The 24,569-nt window shown below is 68.9% G+C and carries 25 protein-coding genes and 1 tRNA gene; 9 read left to right on the top strand and 17 right to left on the bottom strand.

The genetic code is table 11. From position 1 onward, the window contains the following. Positions 1-5: 5 nt before the first annotated feature. Positions 6-1,670: a sensor histidine kinase gene (locus IFR14_RS07385; protein WP_124768893.1), complete on the top strand. Its 1,665-nt coding sequence runs from the start codon at positions 6-8 to the stop codon at positions 1,668-1,670. Between the two features lie 153 nt (positions 1,671-1,823). Further along, entirely contained in the window at positions 1,824-2,114 is a 291-nt protein-coding gene (locus IFR14_RS07380) for a WXG100 family type VII secretion target (RefSeq protein ID WP_064296564.1), read from the top strand. 34 nt (positions 2,115-2,148) lie between these two features. On the opposite strand, the gene IFR14_RS07375 is transcribed toward IFR14_RS07380, so the two are convergent. The 5 genes from IFR14_RS07375 to IFR14_RS07355 form a co-directional block, all read right to left on the bottom strand. Continuing rightward, positions 2,149-2,310 (bottom strand): hypothetical protein, encoded by a 162-nt coding sequence (locus IFR14_RS07375; protein WP_161578545.1) that lies wholly within the window; start codon positions 2,308-2,310, stop codon positions 2,149-2,151. 511 nt (positions 2,311-2,821) lie between these two features. Continuing rightward, positions 2,822-4,441 (bottom strand): chaperonin GroEL, encoded by a 1,620-nt coding sequence (gene groL, locus IFR14_RS07370; protein ID WP_064296567.1) that lies wholly within the window; start codon positions 4,439-4,441, stop codon positions 2,822-2,824. 204 nt (positions 4,442-4,645) lie between these two features. Then, entirely contained in the window at positions 4,646-4,849 is a 204-nt protein-coding gene (locus IFR14_RS07365) for a cold-shock protein (RefSeq protein WP_079705369.1), read from the bottom strand. Between the two features lie 285 nt (positions 4,850-5,134). Then, positions 5,135-5,707, bottom strand: a complete 573-nt coding sequence (locus IFR14_RS07360; RefSeq protein WP_191940694.1) for a LytR C-terminal domain-containing protein — start codon at positions 5,705-5,707, stop codon at positions 5,135-5,137. Between the two features lie 21 nt (positions 5,708-5,728). Further along, positions 5,729-6,031, bottom strand: coding sequence for a DUF3263 domain-containing protein (locus IFR14_RS07355; RefSeq protein ID WP_086474690.1), 303 nt, complete (start codon positions 6,029-6,031; stop codon positions 5,729-5,731). Between the two features lie 223 nt (positions 6,032-6,254). Here IFR14_RS07355 and msrB point away from each other — a divergent pair, with 223 nt between their 5' ends. Then, positions 6,255-6,674: a peptide-methionine (R)-S-oxide reductase MsrB gene (msrB, locus tag IFR14_RS07350; RefSeq protein WP_085510334.1), complete on the top strand. Its 420-nt coding sequence runs from the start codon at positions 6,255-6,257 to the stop codon at positions 6,672-6,674. Beyond that, positions 6,671-7,219: a nitroreductase family protein gene (locus IFR14_RS07345; protein ID WP_085510333.1), complete on the top strand. Its 549-nt coding sequence runs from the start codon at positions 6,671-6,673 to the stop codon at positions 7,217-7,219. Before msrB ends, IFR14_RS07345 begins: the two co-directional genes overlap by 4 nt. A 34-nt stretch (positions 7,220-7,253) precedes the next feature. Here IFR14_RS07345 and IFR14_RS07340 read toward each other — a convergent pair whose 3' ends face one another. From IFR14_RS07340 to IFR14_RS07330, 3 genes are all read right to left on the bottom strand, one after another. Next, positions 7,254-8,210: a DMT family transporter gene (locus tag IFR14_RS07340; protein ID WP_342365661.1), complete on the bottom strand. Its 957-nt coding sequence runs from the start codon at positions 8,208-8,210 to the stop codon at positions 7,254-7,256. Between the two features lie 60 nt (positions 8,211-8,270). Continuing rightward, positions 8,271-8,346, bottom strand: a tRNA-Thr gene (locus IFR14_RS07335). A gap of 46 nt (positions 8,347-8,392) precedes the next feature. Beyond that, positions 8,393-9,361 carry a DsbA family protein gene (locus IFR14_RS07330; RefSeq protein ID WP_191940693.1) on the bottom strand — a complete coding sequence of 323 codons (969 nt, stop codon included), beginning with the start codon at positions 9,359-9,361 and terminating at the stop codon, positions 8,393-8,395. Positions 9,362-9,617: 256 nt separating this feature from the next. Between IFR14_RS07330 and IFR14_RS07325 the strand changes: the two genes are divergently transcribed. Both IFR14_RS07325 and IFR14_RS07320 read left to right on the top strand, forming a co-directional pair. Then, positions 9,618-10,727, top strand: coding sequence for an ABC transporter ATP-binding protein (locus IFR14_RS07325; RefSeq protein ID WP_079705359.1), 1,110 nt, complete (start codon positions 9,618-9,620; stop codon positions 10,725-10,727). 104 nt (positions 10,728-10,831) lie between these two features. Continuing rightward, the gene (locus IFR14_RS07320; RefSeq protein ID WP_064296363.1) at positions 10,832-12,112 is read left to right on the top strand and encodes a DUF4032 domain-containing protein; all 1,281 of its coding nucleotides are present in this window, start codon (positions 10,832-10,834) and stop codon (positions 12,110-12,112) included. 95 nt (positions 12,113-12,207) lie between these two features. Here IFR14_RS07320 and rlmB read toward each other — a convergent pair whose 3' ends face one another. Both rlmB and cysS read right to left on the bottom strand, forming a co-directional pair. Beyond that, a complete protein-coding gene (gene rlmB, locus IFR14_RS07315; protein WP_064296364.1) occupies positions 12,208-13,218 on the bottom strand; it encodes a 23S rRNA (guanosine(2251)-2'-O)-methyltransferase RlmB in 1,011 nt (336 codons plus the stop codon). Continuing rightward, positions 13,208-14,662 (bottom strand): cysteine--tRNA ligase, encoded by a 1,455-nt coding sequence (gene cysS / locus IFR14_RS07310; protein WP_191940692.1) that lies wholly within the window; start codon positions 14,660-14,662, stop codon positions 13,208-13,210. Before cysS ends, rlmB begins: the two co-directional genes overlap by 11 nt. Before the next feature lie 40 nt (positions 14,663-14,702). On the opposite strand from cysS, the gene IFR14_RS07305 reads away from it, so the two are divergent. Continuing rightward, positions 14,703-15,815: a winged helix DNA-binding domain-containing protein gene (locus tag IFR14_RS07305; RefSeq protein ID WP_191940691.1), complete on the top strand. Its 1,113-nt coding sequence runs from the start codon at positions 14,703-14,705 to the stop codon at positions 15,813-15,815. A gap of 11 nt (positions 15,816-15,826) precedes the next feature. Here IFR14_RS07305 and ispD read toward each other — a convergent pair whose 3' ends face one another. Together ispD and IFR14_RS07295 are read right to left on the bottom strand one after the other, a co-directional pair. After that, complete coding sequence (gene ispD, locus IFR14_RS07300; RefSeq protein ID WP_191940690.1) at positions 15,827-17,077, bottom strand: 2-C-methyl-D-erythritol 4-phosphate cytidylyltransferase; 1,251 nt, start codon at positions 17,075-17,077, stop codon at positions 15,827-15,829. 46 nt (positions 17,078-17,123) lie between these two features. Next, positions 17,124-17,606, bottom strand: a complete 483-nt coding sequence (locus IFR14_RS07295; protein ID WP_137242096.1) for a CarD family transcriptional regulator — start codon at positions 17,604-17,606, stop codon at positions 17,124-17,126. Positions 17,607-17,817: 211 nt separating this feature from the next. On the opposite strand from IFR14_RS07295, the gene IFR14_RS07290 reads away from it, so the two are divergent. After that, entirely contained in the window at positions 17,818-18,351 is a 534-nt protein-coding gene (locus IFR14_RS07290) for a hypothetical protein (RefSeq protein ID WP_191940689.1), read from the top strand. A gap of 75 nt (positions 18,352-18,426) precedes the next feature. Here the strand turns inward: IFR14_RS07290 and IFR14_RS07285 are convergent, their stop codons facing one another. Beyond that, on the bottom strand, positions 18,427-19,110 hold the full coding sequence (locus tag IFR14_RS07285) for a response regulator (protein ID WP_191940688.1): 684 nt from the start codon (positions 19,108-19,110) through the stop codon (positions 18,427-18,429). After that, complete coding sequence (locus IFR14_RS07280; RefSeq protein WP_137242097.1) at positions 19,107-20,273, bottom strand: sensor histidine kinase; 1,167 nt, start codon at positions 20,271-20,273, stop codon at positions 19,107-19,109. Before IFR14_RS07280 ends, IFR14_RS07285 begins: the two co-directional genes overlap by 4 nt. Before the next feature lie 166 nt (positions 20,274-20,439). Between IFR14_RS07280 and phoU the strand changes: the two genes are divergently transcribed. Next, positions 20,440-21,108, top strand: coding sequence for a phosphate signaling complex protein PhoU (gene phoU / locus IFR14_RS07275; protein ID WP_064296372.1), 669 nt, complete (start codon positions 20,440-20,442; stop codon positions 21,106-21,108). 76 nt (positions 21,109-21,184) lie between these two features. On the opposite strand, the gene IFR14_RS07270 is transcribed toward phoU, so the two are convergent. From IFR14_RS07270 to IFR14_RS07260, 3 genes are all read right to left on the bottom strand, one after another. Further along, entirely contained in the window at positions 21,185-22,615 is a 1,431-nt protein-coding gene (locus IFR14_RS07270) for a chaplin family protein (protein ID WP_191940687.1), read from the bottom strand. Positions 22,616-22,725: 110 nt separating this feature from the next. Further along, on the bottom strand, positions 22,726-23,592 hold the full coding sequence (locus IFR14_RS07265; RefSeq protein WP_191940686.1) for a hypothetical protein: 867 nt from the start codon (positions 23,590-23,592) through the stop codon (positions 22,726-22,728). Positions 23,593-23,754: 162 nt separating this feature from the next. Further along, on the bottom strand, positions 23,755-24,504 hold the full coding sequence (locus IFR14_RS07260; RefSeq protein ID WP_121289753.1) for a phosphoglyceromutase: 750 nt from the start codon (positions 24,502-24,504) through the stop codon (positions 23,755-23,757). Between the last annotated feature and the right edge of the window lie 65 nt (positions 24,505-24,569).

Here is a 24,569-nt window from a genome sequence, read left to right as displayed (position 1 = left end):
ACCCGATGGCCGATTCCCTGTCCACCTGGTGGAGCAGCGTCTCACTCCGGACGAAGATCACCGGGGTGACGGTGCTCGTCCTCGCCTTCGGCCTGCTCGTCGCGGGCATGGGGACGACCCCGCTCCTCAAAGAGGTCCTCACCCAGCAGGCGAACGACAGTCTGGTCACTGCCGCCAAGGGCAAGATCGTCGGTGAGATCTCCGAGGACGGACAACTCCAGCTCGACGCCCCCTCGACGCTGTTCGTCGCCGTGTACGACACGAACGGCGAACTCCGCGCCTCGTCCGGGTGGGACGACAGCATCGCTCCCGAACACCCGGCGCACCTCAGCGCGAACGACGTCGCCGCGAGCGGGACCCAGATCTACACGACCACCAACGCGAGTGGCACGATCGTGTACCACGCGGTCTCCGTCCCGGTCACCCTCGACGGGTTCCGCACGGGAGCGGCATGGGTCGCCATCTCGATGCAGGGCACCGACAACACCATCGCGACCTACCTCACGATCTTCTTCGTCCTCGGCGTGCTCATCATCGTGGTCGGAGCGCTCCTCACCCGGTGGCTGGTGACCGGCACGTTCGAACCGCTCCGCCAGGTGGAACGGACGGCCGCCGCATTCGCCGACGGTGACTTCAGCCAGCGACTCGCCGGCTCGACACCGAACACCGAGGTGGGGCGACTCAGCCGATCACTCAACACGATGCTGGCTCGCATCGACCGCGCGTACTCGGATCGCGGGAAGACCATCGAGCAGATGCGGAACTTCGTCGGGGATGCGAGCCACGAGCTCCGCACCCCGCTCGTCTCCGTGCGCGGCTACGCCGAGCTCTACCGGATGGGTGCCCTCCAGACGCCGCAGGACGTGGCACAGGCCATGGAGCGCATCGAGAAGGAGGCCATCCGCATGGGTGCGCTCGTCGAGGACCTCCTCCAGCTCGCCCGCCTCGATGAGACGCGACCACTGAATGTCGCCCCCGTCGACCTGCTCCCGATCGCGCGCGACGCCGCGCTCGACACCACCGCCCAGGCCCCCGGGCGCACGGTCCAGGTGGTCCGCGACGAACGCATGGCGCGAGCCGTCGACGACGATGCCTCCGAGACCACCGGCGAGTCCCCGGCCACTGCCGACGCACCAGCCCAGACGAACTCGACCGGGCCGATCTTCGGCGCGACGTTCAACCGCTTCCGGCGTCGGCCGAAGCCGTCCGGCGACGCCACCACGCCCGACACGAAGCCCATCGCCGAACCACTGACCCTGGCCGTGCCGCCGATCGTCCTCGGCGAGGAGAACAAGATCCGGCAGGTCGTCACGAACCTCATCGGAAACGCCCTGCGCTTCACGCCCGCCGACAGCCCGATCGAGCTCGCGGTCGGCACGGACGCCCGTGCCGGGACCGCCAGTATCGCCATCGTCGACCACGGCGAGGGTATCCCGCCACAGATCCGCGAGAAGATCTTCCAGCGCTTCTGGCGTGCCGACAGTTCGCGGACCCGCGAGACGGGCGGCAGCGGCCTCGGACTAGCCATCGTCGCCTCCATCGTCGCGGCGCACGGTGGCACGGTCGACGTGACCGAGACCCCCGGCGGCGGCGCGACGTTCCGCGTCATCCTGCCGCTCGCACCGTCAGCGGCCACGAGCCCCATCGTCATCGCGGGCCCTCCGGCCTGACCCGCCGGCGGGCTGGCTCGACCCTCCTCCACAGGCTCCGGTCTGCTCCGGAGTGCGCGCCCGAGTCCTTCCTGGCCGGTTCCGGCCGGTGGCGAGCACCTACCGTCTCGGTAGCGGCGATGACAGGCATCGCCCGGACGAACGGAGTTCCCGATGGCCACTTTCCAGGTCGACAGCGACGCGGTCGAGCGCGCTTCCACGGCGGCACGCGTCACGATCGAGCAGATCCAGAACGAGGTAGCCCGCCTGCACACGCAGCTGGCGGCACTCGACGGCCAATGGACCGGCGCTGCAGCGGCCGCGTTCCACGGTGTCGTCGAGCGCTGGAGGGGCACCCAGCGTCAGGTCGAGGAGAACCTCGGCGAGATCAGCCGAGCGCTCGCCGTCGCGGGCACGCAGTACGCCGAGATCGAGCGGGCGAACGCGAGCATGTTCAGCGGGTGACGCTCCGGCGGCGGCTGGAACGACTCGATCGACGTCAGGCCGCCGCCATGGCCGTCGCCAGCGCGATGACCCGCTCCGTGGCCGTGAGCGACCCGTCTCCCAGCATCGACGCTCCACCGACCGTGATCGTGACCCAGGTTCCGCGGAGGTTCATCTCGAGCTCAGCCCGATCGGTGATCGTCGGACTGACGCGCACGAACGCGCTATCGCCCGTCGATCTCGACGACCGAGACGCCGGGGGCAGTTCGCGCGAGCGTCAGCGAGTCCGCAAACGCGGGTCCAGCGCCGCGGAGCGTGTCGATCGATCCGGTTCGTCCGGACTCCGCGCCGGCGAAGCCGCACGTCTGGCCCCCAGCGACGAGCACCGCACCGTAGGAGACGTTGCTGGACCGATAGCTGAAGCCCGGTTCCCAGCTGGGCGAAGTGAGATCAAGGGTGGACTCGAGCGTTTCGGCGGATACGACTTCGGCACACGTACTCGGCCAGTCAGAACGTTCCGGCGAGAGCGAGTCGTGTCATGGTTCGGGCTGAGAGACGCACTGGCCCCGTCCTGCGGGCGTCCAGTCACGGCTTCACAACGTTTCGTCCGAACATGCCGCGAGGCACATACACGCTCCAGAGCCCCCCCCCCCCCCCCCCAGCGATGCAGGCGAAACGACGCAGGGCGCCTCCCGAAGGAGACGCCCTGCGCAGGTGTTGCTGCGGACTTAGAAGTCCATGCCACCGGTCGGGTCGCCGGCCGGAGCCGGGTTCTTCTCCGGCTTGTCGGCGACGACGGCCTCGGTGGTGAGGAACAGACCGGCGATCGACGCTGCGTTGAGCAGCGCGGAGCGCGTGACCTTCACCGGGTCGTTGATGCCCGCAGCGAGCATGTCGACGTACTCACCGGTCGCGGCGTTGAGGCCGTGTCCGACGGGCAGGTTGCGGACCTTGTCGGCGACGACGCCAGGCTCGAGGCCCGCGTTGAGCGCGATCTGCTTGAGCGGAGCGTCGATGGCGACCTTGACGATGTTCGCACCGGTCGCCTCGTCACCGACGAGCTCGAGCTTCTCGAACGCGGTCTTGCCAGCCTGGATCAGGGCGACGCCACCACCGGCGACGATGCCCTCTTCGACGGCAGCCTTCGCGTTGCGAACGGCGTCCTCGATGCGGTGCTTGCGCTCCTTGAGCTCGACCTCGGTCGCTGCACCGGCCTTGATGACCGCAACACCGCCCGCGAGCTTGGCGAGACGCTCCTGGAGCTTCTCGCGGTCGTAGTCGCTGTCGGTGTTGTCGATCTCCTTGCGGATCTGCGAGACACGACCGGCGATGGCGTCGGCGTCGCCGGCACCCTCGACGATGGTGGTCTCATCCTTGGTGATGACGACCTTGCGAGCACGGCCGAGCAGGTCGAGGGTAACGGTCTCGAGCTTGAGGCCGACCTCCTCGGAGATGACCTGGCCACCGGTGAGGATGGCGATGTCCTGCAGCTGAGCCTTGCGGCGGTCGCCGAAGCCCGGAGCCTTGACGGCGACGGACTTGAAGATGCCACGGATCTTGTTGACGACGAGCGTCGCGAGAGCTTCGCCGTCGACGTCCTCAGCGATGATGAGGAGCTGCTTGCCCGACTGGATGACCTGGTCGACGATCGGCAGGAGGTCCTTGATCGCGGAGATCTTCTGGTTGGCGATGAGGATGTAGGGGTCCTCGAACACCGCTTCCTGGCGGTCGGGGTCTGTCACGAAGTACTGCGACAGGTAGCCCTTGTCGAAGCGCATGCCCTCGGTGAGCTCGAGCTCGGTGCCGAAGGTGTTCGACTCCTCAACGGTGACGACGCCCTCCTTGCCGACCTTGTCGATCGCCTCGGCGATGATCTCGCCGATGGTGGTGTCGCCGGCGGAGATGGAAGCGGTCGCAGCGATCTCCTCCTTGGTCTCCACCTCCTTGGCGTTGGCGATGAGCTCGACCGTGACGGCCTCGACGGCCTTCTCGATGCCGCGCTTGAGGCTGATGGGGTCGGCGCCTGCGGCGACGTTGCGGAGGCCCTCGCGGACGAGCGCCTGTGCCAGCACGGTCGCCGTGGTGGTGCCGTCGCCGGCGACGTCGTCGGTCTTCTTGGCGACCTCCTTGACGAGCTCCGCGCCGATCTTCTCGTACGGGTCGTCGAGTTCGATCTCCTTGGCGATGGACACGCCGTCGTTGGTGATCGTGGGGGCGCCCCACTTCTTCTCGAGGACAACGTTGCGACCGCGCGGCCCAAGGGTGACCTTGACCGTGTCAGCAAGAATGTTCAGTCCACGCTCGAGGCCGCGACGGGCCTCCTCGTCGAAAGCAATGATCTTAGCCATGTGTGTTTTTCGTCCCTCCCGGACGTCATGAACGTTGTTAGCACTCAATGAGTACGAGTGCTAAGTCGATTCTGGCACTCAGGGGGTGGGAGTGCAAGTGAGCACCGGCGCCCTGAGCGAACTCCCGGGAACAGCCCCGGAACGACGAACGACGCCGCCCACCGAAGTGGACGGCGTCGCAGGAATCGCGTACCTGATCAGCGGCTACGCCAGGCGCACACCCTCGGCCTGAGGCCCCTTTGCTCCAGTGCCGACCTCGAAGACGACCGCCTGGCCCTCTTCCAAGGACTTGTAGCCGCTCATGTCGATCGCCGAGTAGTGGACGAAGACATCCTGTCCACCGTCGTCGACCGTGATGAAGCCGAAGCCCTTCTCAGCGTTGAACCACTTGACGGTTCCGTTCGCCATTTCATACTCCCATTGCTGCGTGCTCGCAGGCATCGACTGTTGCCGAACCCGGACCTGCCATCCGGGATCGGGACCCCGGTGACCACCCTGCGCCGAAGTGGACCCGGGGGCGAGTCGAGACGGGACGGGATGAGCGGCCAGTTCCAGATACTAATCCGGAGCACCGCGCGGATTCACCCCGAAATCGACAAACGGGGCGGAGTGATACGACAACTCAACATGGAGGAAACACTCCGGAAACACGGCGTGCCGGCGACCCGAGCGATCGACCCGCTCCAGCCGCGCTCAGGCGGCAGGCTGGTAGTCCGCGCCGACCACGACGACGATGCGGAGGACCGGCGCCTCGCCCTCCTCGACGGGGATCGCGTACGTGTCCGTGATCTGGATCGGGATGCCGCCGAGCGCGTTCGCGATGGCGCGGGCGACGCCCTCCTGCGACGGATCCTGGTAGTAGACGCCGCTCGTCGTGACGTCCTCCGTGCTGGCGTCGCTCGTCCCGATCTGCTGCGTGAAGCCGGCAGCCGCGATCGCTGCCGCCGCCGATGCGGCGAGGCCGGCGGTGGGTGTGCCGTTCAGGACGAGGATGCTGGCCGCGGGGTCGACGACGGGGGCAGCCTCGGTCGGGGTGGGGGTCGGCGTGAGCGTGGCGCTCGGGCTCTGCGAGCCGCCGAAGAAGTCGATCCGGTCGTTCAACCCGAACAGGGCGAAGGTGCCGACCCCCACGAGTACGAGCGTGGCGACCACGGCGACGAGGAAGGCGATCCAGCCGCGTCCCTTGGGAGCAGGGGCACGGTGCGCGCCGACGCGCTTGAGGTCGGGGACCTCGTCGAAGCGGTCGGGCGGGAAGGATTCAGCCATGGTGTGGTCTCCGAGAGCTGCTCAGCCGTCGGTGCGGGGAGCCGAGGCTCCTCGCGCCGAGAGTCGGGCGTCGCGGGTGCGCTGCAGCCGCTTGATCAGCATGGGGTCGTGGGCGAGGGCGGACGGCGAGTCGATGAGCGCGCCGAGCAGTTGGTAGTACCGGGCCGGGGACAGGGCGAAGCGGTCGCGGATGGCGGCCTCCTTGGCCCCGACGTGCTGCATCCAGTGGGACTCGAACTCGAGGATCTCGAGCTCGCGCTGGTCGAGGCCTCCCGTCGGCGTCGACGCGTCGTCATCGGCAGGCGTGCGCGACGCTGGCTGCATGCTCATCTCCTGCCGATCGGTGCCGATGCGGCGACCGTGGAGTCATGCTCCGGTCCGCCGTCGTCCAAGTCTATTCAGCCGATGCCCGCCGGGCCGCATCCACCCCGGCGAGGGCCGACGTTCACCGGGAAGGATCAGGCTCGGTGCAGTGTTATGGAATACGTCGGGAGCCGCATGCACGAGGCAGCCCCGCACGTAGGATGACCGAGACGAATGGAGCAGCATGACGTACGACGTGTCGAAGACCGATGAGCAGTGGCGCGAGGAACTCACGCCGGAGCAGTATCAGGTCCTCCGCGGAGCGGCGACCGAGCGGGCCTGGACCGGTGAGCTCCTCGACGAGTCGCGCGCGGGCCTCTACACCTGTGCCGCCTGCAACGCCGAACTCTTCAAGAGTGGTACCAAGTTCGATTCCGGCTGTGGATGGCCGAGCTTCTACGAGTCCGTGAACCCCGAGGCGGTGCAGCTCATCGAGGACCGCACCCTCGGCATGGTGCGTACCGAGGTCCGGTGCGCCAACTGCGGCTCGCACCTCGGCCACGTGTTCGACGACGGCTTCGGGACGCCCACCGGCGACCGCTACTGCATGAACTCGATCGCGCTCAACTTCGCCGCGGCCGACACCGCCGAGCCGACGGAGTGACCGAACCGGTCGAGCGTCCAGTCCTCGCCGCCGTCGCCGGGCGCCGTTCGTGGTCCAAGGTCACCGACGTCGCTCCGAGTGACGCGGAACTCCTCGAGGTCCTCGGGGCGGCCGGTCGAGTGGCCGACCACAGTGCCCTGCGTCCGTGGCGGGTCATCACCCTCCGCGGCGACGACCGGGTGAAGCTCGGCCGGGCGCTCGCGAAGGCGGAGGGCGACTCGAAGCCCTCGACGAAGCCGCTCCGCGCGCCCCTGTTGCTCGCGGTCGTCGTCAGCGTGAAGAAGTCGAAGGTGCCCGCCTGGGAGCAGGAGGCGGTCGCGGCCGGAGTGGCCCACATGGTCAGCCTCCTGCTCGACGACGCCGGGTGGGGCGTGTTCTGGCGCACGGGCGGCGCCACTCGCGCCAAAGCGGTCCGGAAGGCACACGGTCTGAAGAAGGGCGAGGAGCTCCTCGGCTGGTTGTACGTCGGAGGGAAGCCGGGTAACGCTCGCACAGGGCGCCGCAAGACGATCAACGCGAAGGCGCACCTCAGCTCCATGCCCTGAGGACGGAGTCGCTCACGGCATCCGACGGCTCGACTCAGTCGGCGGTTGACGATGCCGTGGGGCGACGCCTGAACCGCGCCGATGCGATCGCCACGGCGGCGAACGCGAGGAGTGTCCCGATGACCGTCGCGACATGCACGCCGCCGTCGTCGGTGGGCAGGAGCAGGTCGAGGGCGAGCGCACTCAGGGTCTGACCGGCCACCGTGCCGAGGCCGAGGATGAGCACGCCCGTGTGCTGCACGAGGAACGCCGCCACGGCGATGAACACGCATCCGATCGGGCCGCCGAGGTAGAGCCACCACTCCCCCGGGAGCGGTCCGGGCGGCGCCACGATGACCGCGTGGAGCACGGCGGCGATGACCAGCACGACCGTTCCCACGATGAAGTTGATGAACGTGGCGGCGAGCGTGCTCTGCGCCCGCATCTTGACCCGTCCGTTGACCGCCTGCTGCCAGCCGATCCCGATGCCGGCGAGGAGCGGGAGGACGAGCAGTCCGAGTGGGATGCTCCCGCCGAGCTCGCCCGAGACCGCGACGCCGACTGCGACGAGGGCGACGACCGCCCCGAGGACGCGCTGGACGCTGAACCCGACGACACCTCCCGGGCCGAAACCGATCCGGTCGAGCACGAGTCCGCTCGCCGTCTGGCCGGCGACGACCGCGACCGTGAAGAGGGCGACGCCGAGCGTGGCGGCGGTGAGCCCCTGCGAGAGCACGAGGAACGCGCCGGCACACCCACCGAGCACCGTCCACCAGGGCATCTCCCTGCGTCGGACGGCACCGGCCACCGTGGAGAGACCGCGACGACCGGTACGGGACAGCGCCAGTCCGACGGTGAGGATGATCAACCCGCCGCCGAACGAGATCGCAGCTGCGGTGAACCCATCGCCGAGTCGCGCGCCGAGCTCGCCGTTCAACCGGGCCTGCACCGCGATGAAGGCACCGCTGACGACGGCGATGAGGAGCGCGAGCGGCGCTGGGACACGGGTCACGGGAGGGTTCCTTCCAATGAGGAACCGCCCACTCAGCAGGCTGAGCGGGCGGTTCTCGGCTGGAGCCGACGACGGGACTTGAACCCGTAACCTACGCTTTACAAGAGCGTTGCGCTACCAATTGCGCCACGTCGGCCGACAGGGGCTGGCCCCGGTCCCGTCCATCCTACGATGACGGCGGATCAGCCGTTGGTCACGGGCGACTCGCTGGCACCCGGCGTCGGCGTTCCGGTGGAGTAGCTCTCGCTCGAGACGGCGAGGACGAAGGCCGCGAACTGCTCGGCATCGGTGAGCGAACCCGTGTACTGCTTGCCGTTCACCAGGATGGTCGGCGTCCCCTCGACCTTGGCGACGTCGGTGCCGGGCAGCGGGCCGCTGCGCGCACGGTCGGTCGAGTCCTTCACCCACGACTTGTAGGTGCCGTCGTCGATGCAGGCGTTGATCTTCTTCTCGCCGCCGGAGATGACGCCCTTGGCGATCGACTTCAGCTCGGCGTCGGTCAGGCCCTCGGTGTTCTCCTTGGGCTGGTTCTCGAACAGTGCGGTGTTGAAGGAGAAGAAGTCGTTCGGCGAGTACTCCGCGACGCAGGCGGCCGCGTTCGAAGCGCGCAGCGAGTACTGCGTCCCGAGCGACAAGTTGCTCAGCGTTGCGAGGGGGTGCACCGTGTACGTCGCGGCGCCGGCCTCGAGCCAGCCCTTGACCTGCTCCGCGTTCGTGGTCTCGAACTGACCGCAGTAGGGGCAGAGGAAGTCCTGGTAGACGGAGATCTCGACGCCGTCGGCGGCGGGGGTCTCGGTGGCTGCCGGCGTCTCAGCCGGGGCGGGCTCCGCGGGGGCGGCCGGATCGGTCGCGCTCGGCGTCGGCGTGGACGCACTGGCCGGGGCTCCGACCAGCTGCAAGCCGGCGGAGACGGTGAAGCCGTCGTTCTTCGCCGCGGTCGGGACCGGTCCGGCGGGCTTGATCGACGTCACGATGATGACCGCCACCACCGCCACGATCGCGAGCGCACCGAGCACGATGCCGCCCTGAAGCAGCACCCGGTTGCGGCGGTCGCGGCGCTTCTGCTGCTCGCGCAGCACCCGCGCCTTCTCGCGTGCCGCGTCGCGTCGTTCGTTCTTGGTCGGTCGGTTCTGCGATCCAGCGCCAGACATTGATCCTCGTTTCGGGGGGCTCGCGCTGCGGAGACGAGGCAGCGCCAAACAGAGTAATCGTAGACCTGCCGCCTGAGAGAGGCCCAAACCAGGCCGGGAGCCGGCTGTGCGTCCACCGAGAGATCCGCTGGTCGCTGGACCTTCCATTCACAGGTGGTCGTGGCATACTGGAACGGCGAACCGGCCATCGATGACGGGTTCGCGTCCATTCACAACGGATCGTCCGGCACGTACCTGCCGGTGAAGGAGAACAACCATGGCGTCTGTGACGTTCGACAACGCAACCCGTTTCTACCCGGGTGGCACCCGCCCCGCGGTCGACAAGCTGAACCTCGAGGTCGCCGACGGCGAATTCCTCGTCCTCGTCGGCCCGTCCGGCTGCGGCAAGTCCACCTCCCTCCGCATGCTCGCGGGCCTCGAAGAGGTCAACGACGGCCACATCTTCATCGGCGACCGCGACGTCACCGACGTGCCGCCGAAGGACCGCGACATCGCGATGGTGTTCCAGAACTACGCGCTCTACCCGCACATGACCGTCGCCGAGAACATGGGCTTCGCGCTCAAGATCGCCGGTGTCGGCAAGGAAGAGCGTGCCACCCGCGTGCTCGAAGCCGCCAAGCTCCTCGACCTCGAGGACTACCTGACCCGCAAGCCGAAGGCGCTCTCCGGTGGTCAGCGTCAGCGCGTCGCGATGGGTCGAGCCATCGTCCGTCAGCCCCAGGTCTTCCTCATGGACGAGCCGCTGTCGAACCTCGACGCCAAGCTCCGCGTCCAGACCCGCACCCAGATCGCGTCGCTGCAGCGTCGTCTCGGCGTCACCACCGTCTACGTCACCCACGACCAGACCGAGGCGCTCACCATGGGCGACCGCATCGCGGTCCTCAAGGACGGCATCCTGCAGCAGGTCGGCACCCCGCGCGACCTCTACGAGAAGCCGAACAACGTCTTCGTCGCCGGCTTCATCGGCAGCCCGGCCATGAACCTGTTCGAGGGTGAGATCGCCGACGGCGGCATCAAGCTCGGCGGCTTCATCATCCCGGTCGAGCGCGAGATCACCGATGCCGCACCGTCGAAGAACGTCACGGTCGGCGTGCGCCCCGAGGACATCACCGTGTCCAGCAACTCGGGCTCCGGCATCGAGGTGACCGTCGACCTCGTCGAGGAGCTCGGCGCCGACGGCTACCTGTACGGCCACACCGACGTCTCCGGCAAGCGCACCGACATCGTCGCCCGCGTCGACGGTCGCAACCACGCACACATCGGCGACACGGTGTTCCTCGCGCCGACGCCGCACCACGTGCACGCGTTCGACTCGGCATCGGGTGAGCGTCTGGGCAACAAGCCGGTCGTGTCCTCCTCGATCTAGTTTCCCGCCGACGATGGTCGAGCGGTCGGTCTCCGATCGCTCGGCCATCGTCGTTTTCGCATGTCCAGTCTCAGCACGACGATCCCCGAGGAGCGCTCCGCACCATGTCCGGCGCATTGAACATCACCGCTGCCACCGTCGACCCGGCGCTGCTCGACCTCCCCTGGGAGCTCCCCCTCGAGAACTGGCCGAATGAGGCCATCGCCTCGCTCCCGAAGGGCATCTCGCGCCACCTGGTCCGGTTCGCGAACCTGTCCGGCTACGTCATCGCCGTCAAGGAGACGACCGCGGAGATGGCGAAGGGCGAGTACGACATGCTGCGCACGCTGCAGCGCCTCGACATCCCCTGCGTCGACCCGCTCGCGGTCATCACGAACCGGAGCGACCGCAAGGGCCGCGAGCTGCCGAGCGTGCTCGTGACGCGGCACCTGAAGTTCTCACTCCCCTACCGTGCACTCTTCCAGGGCACCCTCCGGCCCGACACCGCGACCCGCCTCGTCGACGCGCTTGCCGTCCTCCTCGTCCGTCTGCACATCGTCGGCTTCTTCTGGGGCGACGTGTCGCTGTCGAACACGCTCTTCCGGCGCGACGCGGGCGCCTTCGCGGCCTATCTCGTCGACGCCGAGACGGGCAAGCTCTACGAGGGCGGCCTGTCGAACGGGCAGCGTGAGAACGACCTCGAGATCGCCCGGGTGAACATCGCCGGCGAGCTCCTCGATCTCGAGGCCGGCGGACGCGCGGACGCCGAACTCGACCCCGTCACCGTGAGCAACGGCATCGTCGCCGCCTACCGGTCCCTCTGGAAGGAGCTCACGGGCTCCGAGTCGTTCGACGCGTCCGAGCGCTGGCGCATCACCGAGCGCGTCCACCGCCTGAACGAACTCGGCTTCGACATCGAGGAACTCGCGATCAAGACGACCGACGAGGGCTCGACCGTGCGGATCCAGCCGAAGGTCGTCGACGCCGGGCATCACCAACGCCGACTCCTGCGGCTCACCGGCCTCGACGCCGGCGAGAACCAGGCGAGGCGACTGCTCAACGACCTCGACGCCTACTCGGCCTCGTTCGGGAAGGACGGGTTCGACGAGGAGATGGCGGCGCACGAATGGCTCATCCGCGTGTTCGAGCCGGTGGTGAAGGCGATCCCGCGCGAACTCCGCGGCAAGCTCGAGCCCGCCGAGATCTTCCACCAGCTCCTGGAACATCGCTGGTTCCTCGCGCAGAACGAGGGTCGCGACATCCCTCTGGCGGAAGCCGTGGGTTCCTACGTGAACACCGTCCTGCGGCACCGCCGCGACGAGGCGACCATGATCGTGCCGCCGACCGAGGCGATCAGCATCCCCGCCGCCATGACCGGACCGGTCGACTGGCGAGACCTGGTCTGATCGGGTCCGTCACTTCGGCTGACGACAGACAGGCCCTCGGAACGGAGATCCGTTCCGAGGGCCTGTCTCGTTCGTGCGGCGCGTCCGCCGGTCGCCTACTCGGCGTTACGGCGGCGCGCGATCTCGTACAGCGTCACGCTGGCCGCGATCCCGGCGTTGAGCGATTCAGTCGAGGCCGAGATCGGGATCGACACGACCGCGTCGCAGGTCTCGGTGACGAGGCGCGACAGGCCCTTGCCCTCGCTGCCGACGACCACGAGGATCGGCTGGTCGGCGAGTTCGAGCCCGGGAAGGGAGACGTCGCCGTCGCCATCGAGACCGATGACGAAGACGCCGCGCTCCTTGAACGCCTTGAGCGTCTGGGTGAGGTTGGCTGCCATCGCGACCGGCGTCCGAGCCGCCGCTCCTGCCGAAGTCTTCCACGCGGAGGCGGTGAGGCCCACGCTCCGGCGCTGCGGCAGGATCACTCCGTGACCGCCGAAGGCTGCGGTCGACCGGATGATCGCGCCCAGGTTCCGGGGGTCGGTGATGCCGTCGAGGGCGATGAACAACGGGTTCTCGCCACGGGCGATGACCTGGTCGAGCAACTCCATGGGGTGCGCGTACTCGTAGGGCGGCACCTTGATGGCGAGGCCCTGGTGCACACCGTCGAACCCGGCCATGCGGTCGAGCTCCGGACGCATGACCTCGAGCACCGGGATCCCGCGTCGGGTGGCGATGCTGAGCGCCTCCTTCACCCGGTCGTCCATCTCGATGCGGGTCGCGACGTACAGCGTGGTGGCCGGGATCTTCGCGCGGAGCGCTTCGAGGACGGAGTTGCGGCCGGTGACGACCTCGGACTCGTCGCTCGACTTCTGCTTGGTCCGGCCGTTCGTGGACGGGCGTCCGTTCTGGCCGGCCGCCTGCCTTGGCTTGCCGGTGCCGCCGGAAGCCGCGTAGCGCTCCTGCGCGGCCTTCCGCTTGCCGGCGGGGTGCCAGGCGCGGTCCTCGGCCTTGGGCGTCGGTCCACGACCCTCGAGCGCCTTGCGGCCGAGGCCACCGGTGCCCTTGGTGGGACCCTTCTTCGCTTTCTTCGGCCCGGTCGGGCGGGAAGGCTTACTTGCCACTGATACTCCAATGTGCTCCGGACGGGGTGTCTTCGATGGTGATCCCAGCCGCTGTGAGTTCGTCGCGGATCCGGTCGGCCGCTGCGAAGTCCTTGGCGACCCTGGCGTCCGCGCGATCGACGAGCAGACGCTCGACGAGTGCGGACAGGGATCGGTGAGTGACGGGGTCGGTGCCCGACGACCACGAGGGGTCGGTCGGGTCGATGCCGAGCACCCGGGTCATGTCGAGGACGGCGACCGCACGCTCGCGGGCTGTCGCCAGGTCGTCGCCGCCATCGAGGGCGGCGTTGCCGACGCGCACGGCGTCATGCAACACGGCGAGCGCGCGGGGGATGTTCAGGTCGTCGTCCATCGCCTCGACGAAGGCGGCCGGAAGCGTCGCTCGACTGGCGGCCGTGCCCGTCTCGGTGAGCAGGTCGGCGCGGGCGGCGCGATCGAGGAAGCCCTCGATTCGTCCGAGTGCGGCTTCGGCCTCGGCGAGTGCGCCCGGATGGAATTCAAGCGTCGATCGGTACTGCGCTGCACCGAGGTAGTACCGGACGACGAGCGGCCGGGCTGCTGCCAGGAGGTCGGCGGCGTAGACGGAGTTGCCGAGGGACTTCGACATCTTCTGCCCGCCCGTGACGGCGACCAGCCCGTTGTGCAGCCAGTACCGCGCGAAGGGGTCGCCGGCTGCGCTCGACTGGGCGAGCTCGTTCTCGTGGTGGGGGAACCGGAGGTCGAGTCCGCCGCCGTGGATGTCGAACTCCTCACCGAGGTACTTGGTCGACATCGCCGAGCACTCGATGTGCCAGCCGGGCCGTCCCTCGCCCCACGGAGACATCCAACTCGCCGAGCGCGGCTCCCCAGGCTTGGTGCCCTTCCAGAGCGCGAAATCGCGGGGATCCCGCTTGCCGCGCGGGTCGGCGTCGGTCGCGGCCTCCATGTGCTCGGCGCTCTGCCGGGTGAGTTCGCCGTAGCGGCTCCATGAGGCGGTGTCGAAGTAGACGTCGCCGGAGTCGTCGGGAGCCGGGTACGCGTGCCCGGCGTCGATGAGCCGCTCGATGAGCTCTTGCATCTCGGGGATGCTCGCCGTCGCGCGGGGCTCGTAGCTCGGGGGCAGGATACCCAGGGCACCGTAGGCGGCGGTGAACTCGAGTTCGTACCGGTAGGCGAGCGCCCACCACTCCTCGCCGGGCTGGGCGAACCCGCCCTCGACGCCGGCGGCGGCATTCGCGAGGATCTTGTCGTCGATGTCGGTGACATTGCGGACGAGTGTGACGCGGACCCCGGAGGCCGTCAGCCAGCGACGCAGCTGGTCGTAGACGAGCGCGCTGCGCAGGTGTCCGATGTGCGGAGAGGACTGCACGGTCGGTCCGCAGACGTACAGCCCCGCCTCGGCTTCGCGGAGCGGCACGAAGTCCCGGAGGGACTGCGTTTTCGAATCGTAGAGTCGGAGGGCCACGAGACCAGACTAGCCGCCGTCGTCCGGGCATGATGGTCCCATGACCACGGGACGCGACGACCAGCAGGTTCTCCGCGCGCGACTCGCGGCCCAGCTCCTCGACGGAGCCGATCACCGCTCCCCCACGGGTGTCGTCTCGCGGCTGCTCGCGATCCAGGCCCAAGACCTCGCTTCGTCGCTGTGGGCGGTCGGCGTCAGGTCGACCGGCACCACGATGGACGAGGTGCTCGCGGCGCTCGAGGACGGCTCGATAGTCCGGTCCTGGCCGATGCGCGGCACCCTGCATCTCGTCGCCGCAGAGGACCTCGGGTGGCTGCTCGGACTCGGTGTCCCGCGGGTCCGCTCGACGATCGCGGCCAGACACCGTCAACTCGAGCTCGACGCTGAGACCTTCTCGCGCTCCCGCGCGCTCACCGAGGGACTGCTCAGCGGGCATCGGCGCGTGACGAGGGATGAGCTGTTGACGGCCCACACCGACGCCGGGATCCCGATCGACGGTCAACGAGGCTCACACCTCATCATGGAACTCGCGATGTCGGGTGTGGTCTGCTGGGGACCTCCCGCCGGGAGACAGCAGGCACTCGTCCTGACTGAGGAGTGGATCCGTGCACCGCGGGTGCTCGAGGCGGACGAGGCGCTCGGCGAGTTCATCGTCCGCTATCTCACCGGCCACGGCCCGTCGACGATCGCCGACCTCACGTGGTGGTCGAAGCTCACCGTCGCCCAGGCGAAACGCGGCGTCGAGGTGGCCGCCGGTCGGCTGTTCTCCGAATCGCGCGACGGGGTCACCCGCTGGTCGACCGCCGAGGGCATCGAACCGCCATCTGCTCCACGACCACCGCGGGTGCTCGCGCTTCCCGGATTCGACGAGCTGCTCCTCGGCTACCGCGACCGCGAGCTGACGCTCCCGGCGGCGTTCGCGGACCGCATCGTGCCCGGCGCGAACGGCATCTTCCTCCCGATGATCGCCGTCGACGGGCGCGTCGTCGGCACCTGGCGCCGACGGACGAGTGCGACCGGCGTCGTCGTCACCCCGACGCCGTTCCAACCGCTGTCGCAGCGGGTGCAGGCCGGGTTCCGACGAGCCGCTGGTGAATACGGCCGGTTCCTCGGACTCAGTGCGTCGGTCGACGAGGCGACGTCCACCGACTGAGGGTCGAACCGTCAGCGGCGCTCGATGAGGGCGGTGGCGATGGCTGCGACACCCTCGCCACGGCCGGTGAACCCGAGCGCATCGGTGGTCGTCGCCGCGATACTGACCGGCCCGTGGACCAGCGCGCTCAGCACGCCCTCGGCCTCCGTCCGACGTGGCGCGAACCGAGGGCGGTTGCCGACGAGCTGCACCGCGACGTTGACGACGACGAAGCCCGCGGCGTGCAGCCGTTCGACAGCTGCTCGCAGGAAGACCTCGCCGCTCGCCCCGGCGAAGCGGGGGTCGTCGGTTCCGAACATGGAGCCGATGTCGCCGAGGCCGGCAGCGGACAGCAGGGCGTCGACGATGGCATGGGCGACCGCATCCCCGTCGCTGTGTCCGGCCAGCGGCCGTTCCCCCGGCCACCTGAGGCCGGCGAGGCTCAGCTCGCCGTCGTCGGCGAAGGCGTGGACGTCGATGCCGATGCCGGTCCTGATCGAGGAGGTCGGCCGTGCGCCCACCTCCTGCTGCTGATCCCGGTCCCGGTCCGCCAGGAGTCGCTCCGCACGCTGGGCGTCCCACGGGGTCGTGATCTTGAATGCCGCCTCCGACCCGTCGACGGTGAGGACGGGGTGTCCGGCGTCCGCGTAGAGTGCCGCGTCGTCGGTGGCCGCCGCGAGGCGGTCCTCGGCGACGCGAAAGGCCGCGACGAGGGCATCACGCGGGAACGCCTGCGGTGTCTGGACGGCTCTGAGGGCGGCCCGATCCACGGTCTGCTCGACGAGGGCGCTCGCATCGACCCGTTTGATCGTGTCGGTCACCGGAAGCCCCGGTACGACCCCCCACCCCGTCCGCGCGGCGGCGTCGATCACCCGTTCGAACTGTTCGGTCGGGGTGAGTGCCCGTGCGGCGTCGTGGACGAGTACCGTCCGCACTCCCGGCCACAGGGCGGCGAGTCCGGCGAGGACGGAGGACTGTCTCGTGTCGCCTCCGACGACGACGCGGAGGTGGTCGGCCGCCTTCCCCGCGGCGCGACGACCGATCGTCTCCGCCTCACCGACGCGATCGGCGGGGACGACGACGACGACCTGGACCGCGTCCCGCAGGCGGAAGACCGGGGCGAGCGCGTGTTCGAGCACGGTACTGCCGGCGAGCGACACGAACGCCTTGGGGATCCCGGCACCGAGGCGCGTCCCACTACCCGCCGCCACGATGATCACGCCGACCGCCGGGCCGTCCAGGGATGGATCGGCGATAGCACCCGGTTCGTCGATGGCAGTCATGCCACGAGCCTACTTCTCGGGCGACACGTCCGAACGAACGCTCGGCTCAGGAGGCGAGGACCTCGTCGAGGACCGACGACGCCCGCTCCTCGTCGGTCTGCTCCGCCAGCGCCAGTTCGGAGACCAGGATCTGGCGAGCCTTCGCGAGCATCCGCTTCTCTCCAGCGGAGAGGCCTCGGTCCTGGTCGCGACGCCACAGGTCGCGGACCACCTCGGAGACCTTGATGACGTCGCCCGAGGCCAGCTTCTCGAGGTTCGCCTTGTAGCGGCGGGACCAGTTCGTCGGCTCCTCGGTGAACGGCGCACGGAGCACGTCGAACACGCGGTCGACGCCCTCGCGCCCGATGACGTCGCGTACCCCGACCAGGTCGACGTTCTCAGCCGGGACCTCGATCACGAGGTCGCCCTGGGTGACGCGGAGCTTCAGGTAGAGCTTCTCCTCGCCCTTGATGATCCGGGTCTTCACCTCGGTGATGGTCGCGGCGCCATGGTGCGGGTAGACGACGGTCTCGCCAACTTCGAAGATCATGGGTCTCGGTCCCTTCAGCGTCTCCCAGAATACCACGGCACCCCTGATCAGAGCCGGGTACCGGGTGCCCAGCGAACCGGGTGGTGCACCGACCGATCACGGGTCCACGACCCGGCCACACCCCTTCGCAGCCGTGGGCTAGACTCGAATCCAGATCCCGGGACACCTGTCACTCGTCTGCGCCCGGGGCCACCACATCTTGGAGGGTTCTGTGAAGGCGCGTCTCATCGCTTCCATCGTCGTCGCGGGTGCTGTCGCACTCGGCATGAGCGGTTGCAACCTCATCGCGCCGCAGGCGACCCTGAAGCAGTACGACGCCTCGGACGGCGTCGGTGTCACCGTCGGCTCGGTGGCTGTCCGGAACGCCATCGTCGTCTCCGACGACGGCGAGACCGGCAACCTCGTCTTCAGCGTCGCGAACCGCGACGACCGCGCCCACACGGTGCTGATCGAGATCGAGGGCAAGGACGAGCAGTTCCAGGTCCTCGCGGAGCCCGGCCTGACGACGTTCGACGGCTCGGGAGCGAACGACCCGCTGCGCATCGAGTCCCTCGGTGTCCAGCCTGGAGCCATCCTGGACGTCTTCTTCCAGTACGGCGACGAGACGGGCGCCACGGCGAGCGTCCCGGTCCTCACCGGCCAGCTGCTCGAGTACTCCACGCTCGTCCCGACGCCGCTGCCGACGGATGAGCCCACCGAGACGCCGACGCCGCTCGCGACGCCCACCACGGAGCCGACCGAATAACGCTCCGTCGCCCCACACGACCGAACGCCCCGCACCTCTTCGGAGGTGCGGGGCGTTCGTCCGTCTGGACCTGCGTCAGGCCTCGAAGCGGTAGCCGAGCCCACGCACGGTGACGAGCATCACCGGTTCCGAGGGGTTCGCCTCGATCCGGGAACGGATGCGTTTGATGTGGACGTCGAGCGTCTTGGTGTCGCCGTAGTAGTCGCTCCCCCACACCCGGTCGATCAGCTGACCACGGGTCAGAACCCGTCCGGCGTTCCGCAGGAGCAGCTCGAGCAGCTCGTACTCCTTGAGCGGCATCGGGATCGGCGCCCCGTTGACCTCGACGACATGGCGCTCGGTGTCCATCAGGACCGTGCCGGCCTCGAGCAGCACCTCCTCCTGCGCCTGGTCCGCCTCGACACGGCGTCGCAGCACCGCCCTGATCCGCGCGAGGAGCTCGCGGGTCGAGTAGGGCTTCGTGACGTAGTCGTCGGCGCCCAGCTCGAGCCCGACGACGATGTCGACCTCGGAGTCCTTCGCGGTGAGCATGATGATCGGTGTGCTCGAGACCGCGCGGATCTGACGGCAGACCTCCGTCCCGGGGATGCCGGGGAGCATGAGGTCGAGCAACACGAGGTCCGCGCCGCGAGCCGTGAAGGCCTGAACCGCCGAGGGACCGTCCTCCGCCACCTCGACCTCGTACCCCTCCCGTTCGAGCAGATAGCTCAATGGTTCGCTGAGGGACGCTTCGTCTTCGACGAGCAGGATGCGGGTCACGGGGTACTCCTTGCCGTGCCGGTGGAGAGGTCCTCCGGCGGGGTCGTTGCTCTGGGGAGGCGGATGGTGAACGTCGAGCCACGGCCCAGCTGCGACCAGACCTTCACTTCGCCGCCGTGGTTCTGGACGGTGTGCTTGACGATGCTGAGGCCGAGTCCGGTGCCGCCCGTGTGGCGGGACCGCGCCTGGTCGACGCGGAAGAACCGTTCGAAGACCCGGTCGCGGTCCTCTTCGGCGATCCCGACGCCCTGATCGGTGACGGCGATCTCGACGACGTCGTCGACCGCCCGGACGCCGACACCCACGTGCGCGCCGGTGGGCGAGTAGTGGATGGCGTTCGAGATGAGGTTGTGCACGGCGACGACGAGCATCGCCTCGTCACCGTACACCTCGAGGTTCTTGCCGCCTTTGAGGGAGAGCCCCACCCCGGTCGCCTCGGCCGGCACGCGGTTCTGATCCACCGCCGCGGCGATGACCCGATCGAGGCGGACGAGTTCCGGCTGGTGGAGGGCGTCGGCCGCCTGCAACCGCGAGAGGTCGATGATCTCGGCGGTCATCCGGGTGAGTCGCTGTGACTCGGTCGCGAGCCGGCTGGCGAACCGCTTCACCCGTTCCGGGTCGTCGGCCGCCGTGTCGAGTGCTTCCGAGAGGAGCCCGATGGCGCCGATCGGCGTCTTCAACTCGTGGCTGATGTTCGCGATGAAGTCCCTGCGGACCTCGTCGAGGCGACGCGCCTCGGTGTGGTCCTCGGCCAGGAGGAGGATGAAGCGAGAGCCGAGCGGCGCTGCCCGCACGCGCAGATGCCGGGTGGCCTCACCGAAGCGCCCGAGCGCGAGTTCCAGATCGCTCGTGACGGCCTCGCCGGTGCGTCGGACCTCGAGCGCGAGGTCGATGAACTCCTGGTTGTCGAGCACGCGGTCGCGCACCAGCCCGAGCGCGAACGCCCCCGGGGAGGCCTTCAGCACGTTGTTGGACGGGTCGACGACGATGCCCGCGCTGTCGAGGGCTTCGAGCACCTGGTCGACCCCGTCGGGCACGACCGGGTTGACGACCGTCGCGGCGCGCTCTCCGCGGCGGAAGGCGAGCGAGGTGAGGGCGACGAAACCGCCCCCGACGATGAGGCCGAGTGCCAGGGCGATCAGCACCAACCACATGGTGTCCATGGGTACTACGTTACTCAGTCCGCCGAACGCCGAACTCGCGAATACCCCGCCACTTCGACGACTGTTCACGCTTGGGGCCCCAACTGTTAACCTTGGTTCGGCATCATCGGCGGAGCGGGCATCTGCCTGCCCACCGCCAGGTCACGGAAGGACGGCACCCAGAGCCATGCGCGAGGTATTCCAGCAGTCACTGCGAGAGGTCCAGGATCGCCTGGTCGAGATCGCCGAACTCGTCACGATCTCCATCGAGAAGGCGACGCAGTCCTTCGGCAACTCGGACGTCGCGGTCGCTGAAGAGGTCATCGCCAACGACAACCGCATCGACCAGCTCGCGATCGAACTCGACGAGCTCGCCATCGACATCCTCGCCCGTCAGCAGCCGGTCGCGCGCGACCTGCGCATCGTCGTGAGCGCGCTGCGGATCAGCGCGTCGCTCGAGCGCATGGGCGACATGGCCGAGCACATCGCCCAGCTGTCGCGGTACCGCTTCCCCGACAAGGCCGTGCCGAAGGGCCTGCGGACCACCTTCGCCGAGATGGGTCGACTCGACGTCTCGATCGCCCGCAAACTGACGGAACTGCTGCGCACCCAGGACCCGCGCATCGCCGACGAGATCCGCAACGACGACGACGACGTCGACGAGCTGCACGCCAGCGTCTTCGAGAAGGTCCTCGGCGACACCTGGAAGGGTGAGCCCGTCGCGACCGTCGACGCCACCCTCGCTTCCCGGTACCACGAGCGCTTCGCCGACCACGCCGTCTCGATCGCCAAGAAGGTCCAGTACCTCGCGACCGGCGACTGGATCCCCGAGGCGACCACGCCGGTGCACCACTGACCAGCTGATCCCGGACACCCCGACGAGCGGTGTCGACCCGAGACCGGGTCGGCACCGCTCGTCCGTTCGTGCGGGACTAGCTCATCCGACGACGGGTGATCGCGCCGCCTGCCAGGAGCAGGAGGCCGAGGACCGTTGCGAGGCCGGCGAGCGGCAGGAGCTGACCCGCGACGCTGCCGGTGTCGGCGAGCGTCGGCTCAGCTGAACGCGCGGCCGAGGCCGTCGTGTTCGAGCCGGTCGAGGACGCCGCCGTCGCGGTGGTGATCACCGTGGCGGGGACCGTCGGCACGACGGGGGTCACCGGGGTGGTGGGGTCCGTCGGGTCGGTCGGGTCGGTCGGGTCGGTCGGGTCCGTCGGGTCGACCGGGGTGGTGGGATCGGTCGTCCCGGGACCACCGGTCTCGCTATCCCCGATCACGGAGATCGCGTTGCCGCCGATCGTGACCGGCAGCTCCAGGCCGAGGTCGATCTGGTTCCCACCGCCGAGGCTGTCGTCACCGCCGGTGGTCGACGTGCCGCCGCCGGACGATGCCGGAGCCGAGGCCGAGGTGCCCGTCGACTCGGAGTCGCCGATCACGCTGACGGCGTTGCCGACCACGGAGATCGGGAGCCCGACGTCGCCGAGGACCTGGTTGCCACCGGCGACACTGTCGTCACCGGTCGTCGTCGACGGCGCTGCCGGAACAGCCGCACCACCCGACGTGGCAGGTGCACTCGCCTGCTCACTGCTCGAATCACCGAACAGCGAGATGGCGTTCCCACCGACCGTGACCGGAACGGTCACCACCGGCGACACCTGGTTCCCACCGGCGACACTGTCGTCACCGGTCGTCGTCGCCGACGCCGCCGGAACAGCCGCACCACCCGACGTGGCAGACGCACCCGCCTGCTCACTGCTCGAATCACCGAACAGCGAGATGGCGTTCCCACCGACCGTGACCGGAACGGTCACCACCGGCGACACCTGGTTCCCACCGGCGACACTGTCGTCACCGGACGTCGTCGCCTCGTCGGCGACCGGCGAGGCGGACTCCCCCGCCACCGGTCCGGACGTCGAACCCGACTGCTCGGCATCGCCGATGATCGAGATCGCGTTGTCCTCGACCGTCACCGGGATGGAGACGGGCAACTGGACCTGGTTCCCACCCGCGACACTGTCGTCACCACTGGTGGTGGCGGCCGGCGCGGGCTCGGGTACCGGTGCGGGCTCCGGCGCAGGTGCCGGCTCCGGTGCTGGTGCCGGCTCAGGCGCGGGTGCCGGCTCAGGTGCGGGTGCCGGCTCAGGCGCCGGTACCGCCTCCGGTGCGGACGTCGCCGTTGAATCGCCGACGACGCTCACCGCGGTGTCGACGATCTCGACGGGGGCCTCGAGGACCACGTCGACGAGGGTTCCGCCGAGGATGCTGTCGTCCCCGGACGTGTCGGCGTTGGCCGCCGTAGCGCCGAGGAACGTGAGTCCCGCGACGAACAGGCCACAGTAGAGGCCTTTCTTGACATACGAATTCATGATTCCTGCTCCTTGCAGAGTGACTGATGTGCTCCCGTGGTCGGGAGGCTTCGGACCGTTGAACCGCCCAGGGGGCGGGTCTCCGCCGCGAACGGCAGAGTGGTCCGGGGTCAGTCAGGAGAGGTATCGGAGGGGAACGTGGGTGAAGCCGGGAGGTCTTCGTCTCGCGCGGGTCCGCGACGGTCGTCACCGGGCGCAGGGAGGATGACGGAGATCGACTGTTCGGCCGCTGCGGGACCGCCGACGGCACCACCGGAGCCGGAGGACCCGGAGCCGCTCGGCGTGACGGCCCAGCGACCGTCGGCGTCCGGCAGCAGCGGAAGGTTCGCAGGGGTGGCGGGGAGGCTGGACGATCCGACGACGGCGGCGGGCACGGCCGTGGTGAACGACGTGTCCTCGCGATCCTGGCCGCCCGACACGATCGTCGAGTCATCCTGCTGGACGGACGGCGGTCCGAGGACCGTCGTCGGGAGAATCGCGCCGACGGCGGTCGGGTCAGTGGCCGACACGTCCTCTGCCGGGCCCTGCGGAAGCGCTGGGACGACCGGATCGATGATCGGCGTACTGGGGACCGGGACCGCGGCGACGACGTCGGCGACGCCGGTCAACGTCTGGTCGACCGTTTGCACGACCGGATCGACGATCGCGGCGACGGGTGCTGCGCCGACGGTCTCCTCGACCACGTCGTTCACCACCGGTACCGCAGCGACGGTCTCGTCGACGACGTCGACCACCGGTTCGAGCACGGTGGTGTCGACGACGTCGACGACCTCGGCGACAGCATTGACGGGCTGTTCGAGCGAGCCGACGACCTCGGTCACCGCGCCCAAGAGCGACGGATCGGTGGCACCGTCGTCAGCATGCGCGGAGGAAGGCGACCCGAAGAGGGCTATCGCCGTGAACGCCGCGGCGGCGAAGCCACCGAGCGCCAGGGCGCGCCACAGGGGGAAACGGGTGCCGTCGGTCGACTGCTCCATGCGTATCCCCCCAATCGGGTTACAGTGCAGTCACTGTACGCCCAACCCCGAGGCGGTTCAACCCCTTTTTTGCAACATGGAAAACCCCGGCCAGGAGCACTTTCGGCGACGATGTCGCCAAGCCGCACTCCCGACCGGGGTGGTGGTTTGGTGGGGTTTCCGCTACTTCTTCCCCTGCGCCGCAACGGCGGCGGCGCCTGCTGCTGCGGCCTCGGGATCGAGGTACCGAGCCGGTGCGATCGGGCGGAAGTCCGCGTCGAGCTCGTAGACGAGCGGGATGCCGGTGGGGATGTTCAGCTCGGCGATCTCGTCGTCCGAGATGTCGTCGAGGTGCTTCACGAGTGCGCGGAGCGAGTTGCCGTGCGCCGTCACGAGGACGGTCTTGCCGGCAGCCAGGTCGACCGTGATGTCGGACTCCCAGTAGGGCAGCATCCGGTCGATGACGTCCTTCAGGCACTCGGTGCGGGGCAGTTCGCCGTCGATCCCGACATACCGGGGGTCATCGGCCTGCGACCACTCGTCGTCATCGGCGATCGGCGGCGGCGGCACGTCGAAGGAACGACGCCAGGTCTGGAACTGCTCCGGACCGTACTCGGCGAGCGTCTGCGCCTTGTCCTTGCCCTGCAGCGCGCCGTAGTGACGCTCGTTGAGGCGCCAGCTGCGCTTGACCGGGATCCACATGCGGTCGGCGGTCTCGAGGGCGAGGTTCGCCGTCTGGATCGCGCGGGAGAGCACCGAAGTGTACAGCACGTCCGGGGTGATGCCGGAGTCGGCGAGCAGCTCGCCCGCACGCTTGGCCTCGGTGACGCCGAGTTCGCTGAGTCGGACGTCGACCCAACCGGTGAACAGGTTCTTCTGATTCCAGTCGCTGTTGCCGTGGCGCAGCAGGACGAGGGTGTAAGTCTCAGGCATGTCCCCAGCATACCGACGGCGCATGACCGCGAGGTGGACGATGACCCCGCACCGTGAGGGAGAAT

Origin of the sequence: Plantibacter sp. CFBP 8775 (assembly GCF_014839505.1) — a bacterium.
In the GTDB taxonomy this organism is placed as follows: Bacteria; Actinomycetota; Actinomycetes; order Actinomycetales; family Microbacteriaceae; genus Plantibacter; species Plantibacter auratus.
Note: the sequence above shows the minus strand (reverse complement) of the source record. Positions and strands in the feature narration are given on the sequence as shown.

Coding starts and splice junctions, on each gene's coding strand:
- IFR14_RS07320 (WP_064296363.1), top strand. CDS start 10,832: ATGTCCGGCGCATTGAACATCACCGCTGCCACCGTCGACCCGGCGCTG.
- IFR14_RS07360 (WP_191940694.1), bottom strand. CDS start 5,707: ATGGCTGAATCCTTCCCGCCCGACCGCTTCGACGAGGTCCCCGACCTC.
- IFR14_RS07380 (WP_064296564.1), top strand. CDS start 1,824: ATGGCCACTTTCCAGGTCGACAGCGACGCGGTCGAGCGCGCTTCCACG.
- IFR14_RS07365 (WP_079705369.1), bottom strand. CDS start 4,849: ATGGCGAACGGAACCGTCAAGTGGTTCAACGCTGAGAAGGGCTTCGGC.
- IFR14_RS07385 (WP_124768893.1), top strand. CDS start 6: ATGGCCGATTCCCTGTCCACCTGGTGGAGCAGCGTCTCACTCCGGACG.
- IFR14_RS07270 (WP_191940687.1), bottom strand. CDS start 22,615: ATGAATTCGTATGTCAAGAAAGGCCTCTACTGTGGCCTGTTCGTCGCG.
- IFR14_RS07280 (WP_137242097.1), bottom strand. CDS start 20,273: ATGGACACCATGTGGTTGGTGCTGATCGCCCTGGCACTCGGCCTCATC.
- IFR14_RS07330 (WP_191940693.1), bottom strand. CDS start 9,361: ATGTCTGGCGCTGGATCGCAGAACCGACCGACCAAGAACGAACGACGC.
- IFR14_RS07295 (WP_137242096.1), bottom strand. CDS start 17,606: ATGATCTTCGAAGTTGGCGAGACCGTCGTCTACCCGCACCATGGCGCC.
- groL (WP_064296567.1), bottom strand. CDS start 4,441: ATGGCTAAGATCATTGCTTTCGACGAGGAGGCCCGTCGCGGCCTCGAG.
- ispD (WP_191940690.1), bottom strand. CDS start 17,077: ATGACTGCCATCGACGAACCGGGTGCTATCGCCGATCCATCCCTGGAC.
- msrB (WP_085510334.1), top strand. CDS start 6,255: ATGACGTACGACGTGTCGAAGACCGATGAGCAGTGGCGCGAGGAACTC.
- IFR14_RS07355 (WP_086474690.1), bottom strand. CDS start 6,031: ATGCAGCCAGCGTCGCGCACGCCTGCCGATGACGACGCGTCGACGCCG.
- IFR14_RS07265 (WP_191940686.1), bottom strand. CDS start 23,592: ATGGAGCAGTCGACCGACGGCACCCGTTTCCCCCTGTGGCGCGCCCTG.
- IFR14_RS07325 (WP_079705359.1), top strand. CDS start 9,618: ATGGCGTCTGTGACGTTCGACAACGCAACCCGTTTCTACCCGGGTGGC.
- IFR14_RS07305 (WP_191940691.1), top strand. CDS start 14,703: ATGACCACGGGACGCGACGACCAGCAGGTTCTCCGCGCGCGACTCGCG.
- phoU (WP_064296372.1), top strand. CDS start 20,440: ATGCGCGAGGTATTCCAGCAGTCACTGCGAGAGGTCCAGGATCGCCTG.
- IFR14_RS07260 (WP_121289753.1), bottom strand. CDS start 24,504: ATGCCTGAGACTTACACCCTCGTCCTGCTGCGCCACGGCAACAGCGAC.